The organism is Paenibacillus sp. NPDC093718 (assembly GCF_050279985.1).
Lineage (GTDB): Bacteria > Bacillota > Bacilli > Paenibacillales > Paenibacillaceae > Paenibacillus_AQ.
This window is the reverse complement of sequence record NZ_JBNNUS010000005.1, coordinates 306,803-318,743: the sequence shown is the minus strand read 5'-3', so window position 1 is coordinate 318,743 and position 11,941 is coordinate 306,803. Positions and strand designations below refer to the sequence as shown.

5 protein-coding genes are annotated in these 11,941 nt (G+C 50.8%); 1 reads left to right on the top strand and 4 read right to left on the bottom strand.

All coding sequences use genetic code 11. The annotated features are described in order from the left end of the window. Window positions 1-13 precede the first annotated feature (13 nt). From ACQKPA_RS17150 to ACQKPA_RS17135, 4 genes are all read right to left on the bottom strand, one after another. Entirely contained in the window at window positions 14-5,134 is a 5,121-nt protein-coding gene (locus tag ACQKPA_RS17150; RefSeq protein ID WP_427493791.1) for a choice-of-anchor I family protein, read from the bottom strand. 607 nt (window positions 5,135-5,741) lie between these two features. Then, a complete protein-coding gene (locus ACQKPA_RS17145) occupies window positions 5,742-7,361 on the bottom strand; it encodes an extracellular solute-binding protein (protein WP_427493790.1) in 1,620 nt (539 codons plus the stop codon). Between the two features lie 33 nt (window positions 7,362-7,394). Then, window positions 7,395-8,276 carry a carbohydrate ABC transporter permease gene (locus ACQKPA_RS17140; protein WP_427493789.1) on the bottom strand — a complete coding sequence of 294 codons (882 nt, stop codon included), beginning with the start codon at window positions 8,274-8,276 and terminating at the stop codon, window positions 7,395-7,397. A gap of 15 nt (window positions 8,277-8,291) precedes the next feature. Continuing rightward, the gene (locus tag ACQKPA_RS17135; RefSeq protein WP_233355163.1) at window positions 8,292-9,182 is read right to left on the bottom strand and encodes an ABC transporter permease; all 891 of its coding nucleotides are present in this window, start codon (window positions 9,180-9,182) and stop codon (window positions 8,292-8,294) included. Window positions 9,183-9,544: 362 nt separating this feature from the next. Between ACQKPA_RS17135 and ACQKPA_RS17130 the strand changes: the two genes are divergently transcribed. Then, complete coding sequence (locus ACQKPA_RS17130; RefSeq protein WP_427493788.1) at window positions 9,545-11,812, top strand: helix-turn-helix domain-containing protein; 2,268 nt, start codon at window positions 9,545-9,547, stop codon at window positions 11,810-11,812. Window positions 11,813-11,941 lie beyond the last annotated feature (129 nt).

Here is an 11,941-nt window from a genome sequence, read left to right as displayed (position 1 = left end):
ATTCCTGTTTTGCTTAGTTCATAAATTTCAATGCAGCTAAAGTACGTTTCAGAACAAGTGCCGCTTGTGCGCGGGTAACCGAATCGAGTGCTCCGAAATGACCATGATTGTCGCCCTGCACAATGCCTTGTTCAGTAAGACTGGCTACATGGGCAGCCGCCCAGACCGGGATGGATGCATGATCCTTGAATCCGGCAGCGGCATTTGCACCCTGATTCGGCAGGTCCGTCGGACTTACCGCCTCCATGGCCCGAGTGATCATGACAGCCATTTCCGCTCGGGTCATGCTGGCATTTGGCGAGAAGGCACCGCTGGTGCCGCCCTCGACCAAGCCGTAACGCAACGCTGCGCCGATCTCGCCGGCATACGCGGCGTCATCCTGGACATCCTTAAATGCTCCGCTCTCGATGACCGGACTAAGTCCCATCGCGCGGACCAGCATAGCCGTAAACTCTGCTCGTGTGATCACCTTGCCCGGTGCATACGAGTTGGCGTTGACTCCGTTCACGAGCAGCTTGGAGGCCATGGATTCAATTTCCGCTTTCGCCCAGTGGCCGTTTAGATCCGTAAAGGTTTTCTTGTACTGCAGCAGTCCATAAATGGCGTTTCCAGCATGCTTCACTTCGATGGCCGGTTTACCGTTCCATGTCGTCGCGGCAGCCGGTACAAACCGGAAGGTTCCCGCATCTGCATCATAAATTACAGCAGTGAACGAATTCGGAGCTGCTGTTGTCCCTGCCGGCAGCGGCAGGATACGGCTGATTACACGCTTCCCGAAATCCTTCAATTCTTGCTCTCCGCCTGGTGCTCCAACCGCTACGCCAAACTGAAGCGCTCCGTTCGCAGCCATCGAGGCGCCCATGGAAGCTGCCTTGCTTGTCATAGCATCCACCACACTACTGCCAACCGGGGTCACGGATATTTTCACTTGGATGCTGCCGGAGCCTTGTGCCGGATTCAAAGCCTCATCCAAATGTAGAGCCGTTACCGGAAGACGGAAGGCGCCAAGTGCGGTTTCCAGCACCAGGGTCGTATTCGAATTCCGTTCCATGGCCAACTTCAGACCTGCTGCCGAAAGGGATAGCTCGGCGGCTCGGTTCAACTCCGGAGCCCGAATAATCAGTTCCTGCTGCCCGCTGGCAGACAATCCGGCAACTGCCTTCTTCCATGCCTCTTCTTTCACCGTAATGTGGTCCACTGCTCCGCCTGCAGCGTTTATAATCAGATCCTTGCCTGTCATTACGTTCGGCAATGAAGTTTCTCCGCCTGAGGAAGGAGGGGTAGGCTGAGATACCGGCGGTGTTACAGAACCGCCTCCCGAACCGCCTGATCCTGAACCTGATCCCGGTGAGGAGCCGTCACCCGGATTCGCCGGTTTCTTCTGCTCCGTAATTCGCCCCTCGACCTTAGGCGTAACCTTACCGCCCAGCTTGTTCACATATTCCATGAAGATTTCATAATCCGGGTAACCCAGATCCTCGTTGTACTTTCCCTCGGCAATCGCATCGGCAAAGGATTTATATCCATCCCCGCCCTTGGCCACAAAGCTGTTCGTTGCCATCCGGTACGTCTCGGTCAATACGAGAGGTTTGTAGCTTCCGTCCTTCATGATCTGTACGTCGAACACTTTATCGCCTGCCGGAGCGCTAGGATCCCACTTGAATTTCATCCCGGCGATTTGCGGGAACTTTCCTGGCAGATCCGCCAGTTTGGCACCGCCTATTCCGTTTTCCAGCCCGTCTTTCAGCTGCTGTCCCGTGACATCCATGACAAACAGCGTATTCCCGAATGGCATCACTGTTCTCAGCTCGCCCATCGTGATTTCACCTTCATCAATGGCGGCGCGGATACCTCCGCCATTCGTTAGGGCAATATCGGCGTTTTTCAGCTCTTTGGCTTTAGCCAGCATGCCATCCGCAATCAGATTGCCCAGGTTTGTCTCCTTGGAGCGGACATTCTCGCGTTTTCCATCAAGCGCCACTCCTGCAGTACCGATAACCTGCTTCATCAGTTCTTCCAATTCCGCTTTGTAAGGAGCCAGCATATCCTTGGCCTGCGTGTCTTCCTGGACCGTACTGTCTACCGGAATCAGCTTGCCGCCGAGTTCACCTTCGCCAACGAGAACAACGCCGTTTTTGTCAAACTGCAGGTCTACCCGGCCAAGGAACTTGCCCCATTCATTCGCCTGCACGATGACGGTTGGTGTACCGTGTTGATTGTCCGTCACCACTTCCGGTGCATTGAGCGTTGTATGGGTATGGCCTCCGACAATGAGGTCGATGCCTTCGACGGCCTCGGCCAGCGCCTGATCTTTAGCGTAACCCAGGTGAGACAGCGCGATGATCTTATCAAGCCCCTCCTTCTCCATCGCTTCCACCGCGGCTCGTGCAGAAGTCACCGCATCCATAAAAACGACGTCTTTACCCGGACTGGATGTTTCCGCCGTATCTTCGGTCGTTAAGCCGAACAACCCTACCTTCTGGCCGTCAACCAGCAATGTCACGTATGGATATACTCCGTTATTTGCCGTCGTCTTTGGCTGATCGGTATCGATCACCTCCGGCTTACGAATCAGGTGCGAAATGTTAGCATCCTGACTAAGATCCACATTCGCGCTGACAAGCGGGAATTGCGCCTTGCTCACGAAATCTGCAAGCGTCTTGGTGCCTTGATCGAATTCGTGATTACCGAACGTCATCGCGTCATAACCCATATAGTTCATGAAGGCCAGATCGGCCAATCCAAACCATTTGGTAAAATACAGATCGCCGGAGAAGACATCCCCTGCATCCAGCAGCAGGCTGTCTCCGCCCTCGCTGCGGACCTCCTGAACCAGCGTGGCTCGTCTGGCCACTTCCGCCAGATGTGCATGGGTATCGTTGGTATGCATCACCGTTAACTTCCATGGTTCGCCTTCCGACGAACCATCCGTTACCTTAACCTGTACTTCCGCCGACCCATAGCCATCCTTGCTCAAGACGGTGATCACGGCCTCACCTGCGGAGACCGGCGTGACCAGACCGGTTGGATCCACGGAAGCCACCATTTCATTGGAGGAACGCCAAGTCAGCTCGGTTGAGCCGCCTTGGATCGGCTCAATGCTCGCTTGCAATGGTTCCGGTGTACCGCCTGGACTCAGCTTCAGCGATGTCTTGTCCAGCGTAATTTTGGTCACCTGGAGCTCCAGCAGCGCCACCGTTCCACTGACCTCATTAGCGACCAGCAGCAGCGGCCGTCCTGTCTTGCTGTCCGCAGCCGGAATAAAGCCCAATCCCTCCGGCCCGGAATCCGACTCAATCCCGCCGTTAAAATCCCGTGTATTGATGTAGTTCAAAAACGCAGGGTCGGATGGATTCGTTACATCATACGTCATGACGCCGCCAATGCGCTCCAGTCCGACAAAAGCCAGCGTCTTCTGTCCTACCTTACCTACCGTTACATATTCGGGCTCCGGACCTTTCTTGGCGCTGCGGCTGTCCAGATCGGTTTTGTCATTGCTCGCATTAAAATGATTCGGTAAGCGCTCGGCCGTAATCTTCTCAAAATCACTACCGCTGTCGAATACCTGGGACATATCGGCTGCATCCCATATGGAGAATGAACGACCTCCGTACAGATACAGTCCCTCATTGCCCATATCGCTGGCAACTTCAACCTTGTCGTAGGTGGTTCCCTTGTCTGCTAGAAATTGAGCAGCCGGAGACAACGGATCCAGATTAGGTTTCATTTTGCCAATGTTACTTTCATTGCTTCGCTCATCCCAGCCTGTTGCATCGCCTTCGTTCGCAGACAGAATATACTGCTGTCCGTTCACGCTGTAGGTCGCAATTCCGTCCGGCATATACATCCCGTAGAAAGGAACATTCTCAAACTTGATTTGTCCATCCTTCAGGAGGTCGAGCTGATTCTCCGGTTGATTGAAGTCCTTATACCCGAGTCCCTTGACCGATTGAATACGCTTCGAGGCGATATCAACCACGGCGATTGCATTATTCTCCTGCAAGGCGACATAAGCCGTCAGCTCATCTTCAGACAACGAGATGTATTCGGGCTCCAGATCTCGAATCGCATCATCCTTGGTTCCGGTGCTGCGAATTTGCCCGTCCGCTTCCACAGGTCCGCGAATATGTACCTGATCGTCAATGATCATCGGGTCATCAAACTTCAGATGACTTACTTCGTCTGATAAGGTGTCGATAATCGTAATGCTTCCTTCAGGATCAGGAGCGGTCTTCATACGAGGCTCGCCTTCATCCGCTGTCAGAATATAACGCCCATCGGAAGTATACTTGACCATATCCGGCTGGATGCCGGTTTCATAAGATCCGATCAAGCCACCGTCATAGTCGAGTACCAGAACCTTGCCGGCTTTCGTATGATCCTGCTCTTGAACAGCGACCACCACCTGCTTCGTCTTGGTGTTCACATCCACGCTGGTCAGGTCCCCATACCGGAAACCGTCCGTGCCCGCCAAAACTTCTACATTGATCTGCTTGTCCTTAACCAAGCTGCCGTCAGCGCCAAGCGACACGATTTCGAGACTTGCCGGCTGAGTTGACCCATTAACCAAATAGAGCTTCCCGTTATCTTTGTTGTATTTTACAATCTCCGCAACGCCGCCATCCTTGTTGGACGTACCTACGGAATAATGCCCGATCATCTTCATGGTCATATTGTCAGCCACCGGATCAGGGCGTTTTCCCAATACTTGTAATTTCACAAGTGACTGAGCCATTGCAGGTACGGCTGCACTATCTTGCACCGTTACCTCAACCGTATATTCACCCTCTTGTCCAGCAGCAGGCGTGCCCGTAATAGATCCTGTATCGGACGTAATGTCCAAGCCTTCCGGTAATCCCGTCGCCGAGAAGGTATAGGGTGCTTGTCCACCATACACATCAACTGTTACCGTATATGCCTCTTCTGCATGTGCATCCGGAAAAATCTTATCGGTAATACCGAAATCAACGGCAGCGATAGCTGCATCTTGTGAGGCTGTTTCCGCGCTGGTCGTTTGGAGTATCTCCTGTCCCTCTTCAGCCATCACGGTGCCTGCCGAAAATAGGGAGGCCATCGTGATTTCCGCCGCCATCAACAGCGAGACTACTTTCATGCTTTTATGCTTCAACTCCATATCCCCTCTTCTATCCTTATTTAATTCCAAGTGTAAGAAAGAAGTGTTAACGCATCCTCAATAAAGGTCACGGATTGTGTAAAATGGACGTCAAACAGCAAAAAAGCCGCGACAGCTATGCCGGGCTTCTATAAGCGGCAGCTGTATACTAGCTACCTGCCAACCTTGAAATCACCTTCATATGTATTGTGATACTCCACTTATCAGAACAAGTACCAGCATCCTCATCGCCTTTAATCAATGATTCCAAAATGCCTCATTGTTGCTATGCTGATCAAAATAACCCAACGTATGAACAGGATGGCCCACATGATCAAAAAGCCCTGAATCAACCGCTCAACCATCCATTCAACCTTGTTATTGGAAGTATATCTCCGCCTCGGCTTCAAAAACCAATGAGTTAATCCTTTAAAGACACCCAATACGATAAACGCGATTCTCACCCGTTTGACACTCCCTCCCCTCAGTGATGTAATTCCCCAAAATTGGTTGTCATTTAATATGATCTTATCACCTCTTTTGGCATATTTCACCAATTATTTGGAGTAGCAAAAAACGCGATACGGGATCTCCCCGTACCGCGTCTTTCGATTGTCATCGTTTCCGCTTACTCCGCCTGGTAGCGCTCATAAGCGGCCTGGTAAACCTCCATGTAGCGGTCCAGTCCCATCTTGTTGAGTGTATTCACATACTCATCCCATTGGCTGAACGAGGCCGAGCCGTTCACGAATTTCGCTTCCATTTCCTTAACGTAATCCTCGATATCTTTACCAATCGAGGTCATGACGTCCGTTTCCTCCAATGTAAAGTTAAAATTGTACAGGATCTCCTTCACGGCATACGGCTCTGCCTTTTCGGCTGCGGCCATGGCGTTAGGTCGTGTCTCCGAGGCTTTAAACCATTGCTCCCGTACAAAGCCCGGATAGCTGCCCCCGAGCCAAGTGAAATACTTGGCCAACGCCTGATCCTGCGTTAATCCATTTGGATTCTCCGTAATCTCCTTCACATATTCCAGCTGGCCGTCAGCGTTCTTCGTAAATGTCTCGCCTTCTTTACCCATGAAATAGAACTGGGCGCCCTCATCCCCGTAGAAGTAATCCATCCAGCGGATCGTTGCTTCCGGATTCGGGTTCTTATCGGTAATCGCAAATGCACCTACGTGAACCATCGGCACTTTGACGTGAGAATAGAGCTGATCACCATGCGGTCCCTTAAGCGCCCCGAGCCCGATGTATTCTTTGCGTCCCATCACCATCTCCGGATTCGGCACAATTGTGGCACCGAGCAGGCCCTCTTGCCCTTTGGCATTCAATGCGCCGCCCTCAATCGTAAAGATCTCCTTATCGAGCAGTCCTTCCTGGTGCAGCTTGTTTACGAACTGGAGCATTTCCTTATACTCCGGCAAAGCTTTGGTGAAGCGCAGTTTCCCTGTGTCCGGATCTATGTCCACCAATTTATGGCCAAGTCCGCTTGTGCCAAGTCCCCAAGAGCCTTTCAAGTGATCGATGATTCCGGTAATGCCTGCTGAAGCGAATGGAATCTCATCATGCTTTCCGTTACCGTTTATATCGGTTTCTTTTACCGCCTTCAAATACGCATAGAATTCTTCTGTCGTCTGCGGTTCTTTCATCCCGAGCTGATCCAGCCACTCCTGATTAATCCAAATCGGTGTACCAATCAACATGGAGAGCAGCGCAGGATCGTAGAAAGAAGGCAGGGAATAAATATTGCCGTCCGGCATCGTCAGCCCTTTTCGAATATCCGGGTACTCTTCCATCAGCTTTTTGAAATTCGGTGCGTATTTATCGATCAGATCATTCAGCGGTATAAATACTCCTTGCTCCCCATAACGGGTTAACTCTGCGGAGCTGACCCTTGCGGAGTAGAATACATCCGGATAATCTCCACCTGCCAGCGCTAAGTTCCGCTTCTCGGTCAGGGTATCGAATGGAATGAGGTTCCAGGTCACATTCACATTGGACATCTCTTGATAGGTTTTCCATACGAGCGTTTCCTCGAACTTGCTCCCGTTTGATGGCGACTTGCCCGTGAAGAACGTCAGATCGAGGGGCTCGTTCACAATCGGCATGCCGGTCTCGTTAAAATTGGCTTGCGGCGTCTCACCCTTATCCGTTGCACCTTCCCCGCTTTTACTACCGCAGCCTGCCAGCAATCCGGCTGCCAGTACAGCTGCCAATGTGAGTGAAGTCCATTTTCTCATCACCATAAAATTCAATTCCTCCTCATGAAATATCCGTAATCAACCTTTAATTGCACCAATCATAACACCCTTCACAAAATACTTTTGCAGGAACGGATACAGCAGCAGCATTGGCAGATTCGTCACAATGACCGCCGCATATTTGATGGCTTCCGCGTCCATCAGGCTTCGCGCCAGTGAATCATCACTGATATCCACCATCTCCTGCATTTGTCCCTGGACCAGAATCTCGCGCAGGAACAGCTGCATCGGATAATTGTCACGATCAGATAAGTAGATCAGCGCGCTGAAATACGAATTCCAGTGACCCACGGCGTAGAACAGCACCATCACGGCCAATATCGGTCCGGATAACGGCAGCACAATCCGCAGCAGTACCCGCATATTGGACGCCCCATCGATGAACGCTGCCTCCTGCATTTCCTTCGGAATGGAACTTTGGAAGAAGGTCCGCATGATGATAATGTTCCACACCGATACGGCCGAAGGAATAATGATGGCCCAAATCGTATCCAGCATTCCCAGTTCCTTCACCAGCAAGTAATTGGGGATCATCCCACCGCTGAAGAACATGGTAAAGACAATGATTAGTGTAAATACATGTCGACCTTTGAAATCAACTCTGGAGAGCGGATAGGCTGCCGCAATGGTCATCAGAACATTCAGCGCCGTTCCCGTCGTGGTATAGAGCAAGGTGTTCAGAAATCCTCGCATAAGCTCCGAATTGGCAAACAACCGCTCATATCCGACAAATGACAGCTCCTTGGGCCAGAGCCACACTTCCCCTCGCATGACCGTTTCGGGTGCACTAATGGAAGCAATAAGCACAAAAAATAAAGGATACAGTACAAGGAGCGTGATAAAAGATAGTATAATGTAAATAAATACTCCGGCTATTCGTTCACTTCGGCTTTGCGGCATACGCATCATTCCTCCTTACCATAGGCTGTTCTCGCTGACTTTTCGGGCGATCCGGTTTACGGTAATCAGCAGGATGAAGTTTACAACGGAGTTAAACAGGCCAACCGCAGCCGAGAAGCTGTACTGGGCACCCAGTATACCACTCCGGTATACATTCGTAGCAATGACGTCAGACGCTTCCATATTGAGTGAATTTTGCATCAGGAAGATCTTCTCGAAGCCGACGCCCAGAACGGAACCGATGTTCAGAATCAGCAGAATGGTCATCGTTGGAGCAATGCCCGGCAGATTGATATGCCATATTCGCCGGAACCAGCCTGCTCCATCCACCTTGGCCGCCTCATGCAGCTGCGGATCAATCCCGGCGAGTGCCGCCAAGTAGATAATAGAGCTCCAGCCCATACCCTGCCACACGCCGGACCATACGTAGATGCTCTTGAACCAGGAGGGCTCCGTCATGAAAGCGATCGGCTCTCCGCCGAAGGAGGTGATAATCGAATTGACCAGGCCGCTGACCGGCGACAGGAACATCATGATCATGCCGACGACGACCACCGTAGATAAGAAATGGGGTGCATAAGTTACGGTTTGTACAAATCGGCGGAACCGGCCCGATCTGGCTTCATTGATCATCAATGCCAGGATAATCGGAATCGGAAATCCGACCGCCAGCTCATATAACCCGATGCCCATCGTGTTTTTGATAATGCGCCAAAAATAAAAGCTGTCAAAAAAGCGTTCAAAATGCTTGAAGCCTACCCATGGACTATCCATGATCCCTTTGTTCGCAATAAAGTCCTTAAATGCAATTTGGACGCCATACATGGGTACATAATGAAATACAATGAAGTATAACAGAACTGGTGCAAATAAAGCGTAAAGCTGCCAGTTTCTGCGAACCTGCATCATCCATCTTCGCCAAGCACTTTTCCTGCGAATGTTTGAATGCGCTTCCACGGTGTTTAGATGACGTTGTAAAATCGGCAATCCCCCCTCTTTCGTCTATGCGTCTTCGTGTGTCCCAAGGTCCACGTCTGCATCATAAACGACCCGAACGCATTAGGGCTATTGACCATTTTAATGATGTCTCGCCTTTCATTGGATGGATGGGCAGAAGCGCCATTTTCCTAAAGCATTGCTTAAAATCTAAAATATTGACTATCCATTTTTTACGAACGATTAACATGAATCGGGCACAAGCCTTAACACTTGTCCTATATAATGTTGTGAAACCTTGGACGTCAGAAAAATACAAAGGGGGGAAGGCTGTGAATTGGATCAGACATAAAAGCCGCAGTGTATTCTTTAAAATTTTTCTGAGCTTTCTGGCCATCATCGTGTTATTCGGATTGTTCTATATGGTCATTTTCCAACTCTTTAAGACCAGCCTGCAGAAAGAAATCATCGATACCAGCCAGCAGGCGGTTCACGATACGGCAGAGCGGTTCAACAACCAATTCAGCAGGCTGCAGGTATTAATGTTCGAAATATACAATCAATCCGAATTAATCGGCTTCAATAATCAGCTTCGCCACCAGGCCGGAAACGAAGTCAATTACTTGAAGGCACGAGATGTGATGATGCAGATGCGGAGCGATATCTATAACCCGCTGTTCTTTCTGGAGGACACCCTGATTTATCTCCGGGAGTTTGATTTTGTACTGAGCAAATCCGGAAGCAGCGATGCTTCCTATATGTTCAATCGTTCCTATGCAAGCCCGATGTATCCTTATTCGTTCTGGAGCAGCTACGAGGGCCATCAGGAATCCTTCATGCTCCTCCCTGCGGCAACTTATCGAATCAACAACGATTTGTCCGAGAAAACACTGATGCCTTTTGTCTACAAGCAGCCGGACAGTCCTTATGAGGTCATTGCCCTTATCGATATCGACAAGGCCGCTCAGTCCTTCTTCGGCGAATCCGATGATCGTGCACTCGCCATTCTGAATGACGAAGGCCAAGTGCTCTATACGCTGGGCTCCATGAACCAAGATCAGCTTCCGACGTTTGAAGCCGGACAGAAGGCCGTGCTCAAAGATGGAACTTACTATTTTGCCGAAGCCGGGTCCGACGGACTGACCTATGTCTCGGCCGTGCCTTACAGCCATGTCTCTTCGCAGTTGAGCCGGTTAACCGGCGGTTTGCTGCTCATCTTCTGCCTGTCGCTTGGCGTGGCCCTTGCCGCTTCCTTGTTCCTCAGTCGCAGATTGCACAAGCCGGTGAAGCAGATTTTAACAACCGTGCTGAACAGAGCCAACAGTTCATCCATGCCGGAATCCGGAAGCATCACCGAATACGATCTGATCCAGAACCGGATTCAAGAGCTGTTCCGGGAGAAGGAAGAAATACGGGAGCGCATGAACAAGCATAAATCCGTTCTAACCAGTTACTCTTATATCAGTCAGTTGAAGAGCATCAATACCGATATTAGCGAGTGGGAGGATTTCCTGTCGGATGACGGAAGTTTCATCGTGGTTCTGTATCATATCCGTTTCCGAATGAATCCAGTTTATGAGCTCCCCCTCCAGACCGATCAGGCAGTCCGCCATATGCTGGAGCATATTCATCTGATCACGGCAGAACGCTATCCGGGATCCCATACGTTCCAGATCGAAAAAAATGAGATCGTATCCATCTTTAAACGGGAGGAAGCCGCCCGCCTGGAGGAACTGCTGCAGGAAATTAAGGATATGTTAAATGAGGAAAAGGAATTGTTCCTTGTCACCATCGCCGTCAGTTCCCAAGTGAGCCATTCGTCCGAATTCAATCAAGCCTACCATCAGGTCAAAGGACTGACCGCACAGGCACATCTCTTGGAGGAATCACAGATCGTAACCAAGCAGCGGGTCCTTCCAAACACTGTCAACCTAAGCCCGTCTCAGGAAAAAGGACTGCTTGATGCACTGCAGTCCGGCAGCGACAGCCGTTCCTTGCAAATCATCGATCAGGCGCTCGAAGCCATGCTGCGCAAGGAGGCAGGCATCTCGCAATTCCGTTTCTTCGCCGATTCGGTCGCTTCCAAGATTCTAAGTTACATGGAGACGGCCCAGATTGACAAAACATCTGTCCAATCCTTGAAGCAGTGGAGCACAAGATTGGTAGAATGCCATTGTTTAACCGATTATCAGGGGGTATTCCGTCAGCTCGTCGAAGCCTCCTGCGCCCTCATTCGCAAGAAAAAGGATACTGGCGAAGAGCCGCTCATCGCCATGTTCATGAACATTATCCATAACCAGTATGCCGATGATCTGTCTCTCGACTATCTGTCAGCCAAGCTGAACCTGTCGAGCGCCTACCTCTCCGTCTATATCAAGGAGAAGACCGGTCTTAACTTCAGCGATCATCTGCTTGGCATCCGTATGAACAAAGCGAAGGAACTGCTGGCATGCACGGACTTGACCGTCAATGAGATCAGCCAGCGTGTCGGCTACCTCAACATTACCTCCTTCAACCGGACGTTCAAGAAGGCCGTCGGCATGACGCCGGGCGCATACCGCAGGCAGCATGTGGTGCAGACCCATGCCAGCGGATCATGAATTGCTGCTGTGACATAAGAAAACCTTCTCTTCTCGGCATGGACCGGGCGTATGCCCGGCCATGTACGCGGAAGAGAAGGTTTTTTCGTTTTATTTTCGCCCACACGCTGAGGTAAATGGATCTGTATT

What these genes read in the sequence shown, in the direction of transcription:
- ACQKPA_RS17150 (WP_427493791.1), bottom strand. Translation starts at nt 5,134, where the DNA reads ATGGAGTTGAAGCATAAAAGCATGAAAGTAGTCTCGCTGTTGATGGCG.
- ACQKPA_RS17145 (WP_427493790.1), bottom strand. Translation starts at nt 7,361, where the DNA reads ATGGTGATGAGAAAATGGACTTCACTCACATTGGCAGCTGTACTGGCA.
- ACQKPA_RS17140 (WP_427493789.1), bottom strand. Translation starts at nt 8,276, where the DNA reads ATGCCGCAAAGCCGAAGTGAACGAATAGCCGGAGTATTTATTTACATT.
- ACQKPA_RS17135 (WP_233355163.1), bottom strand. Translation starts at nt 9,182, where the DNA reads ATGCAGGTTCGCAGAAACTGGCAGCTTTACGCTTTATTTGCACCAGTT.